The following is a 238-nucleotide window of genomic DNA, read 5'->3' as shown; positions in this document are numbered from 1 at the left end:
AATTTCAGTGAGCGGCGTGCCGTTCAAGGACAAGACCAGTCGATTTTCCTGATTACTTTTGACGATTGCTTTTGTGTCCTTCAAAAGAGCGATGGGATCTTCCAGGGTATTTAACGTAAAGTGATAATAAACATTTTCGTAGTTCGCTAAATTCTCTTTTAGCAGCTGACCATCTTTCAAAAATAAAATATTGGAAGTGACCCGGTCAATTTCCGACAGATTGTGCGAAGACAGGAGA

At 40.3% G+C, this 238-nt stretch carries 1 pseudogene; it reads right to left on the bottom strand.

Annotated elements, in window-relative coordinates:
* Positions 1-238, bottom strand: a pseudogene (locus tag KW93_RS17650) (hypothetical protein); the annotation flags it as partial.

Source organism: Planococcus sp. CAU13, assembly GCF_000775575.1.
In the GTDB taxonomy this organism is placed as follows: Bacteria; Bacillota; Bacilli; order Bacillales_A; family Planococcaceae; genus Planococcus.
This window is presented reverse-complemented; position numbering and strand designations above follow the sequence as displayed.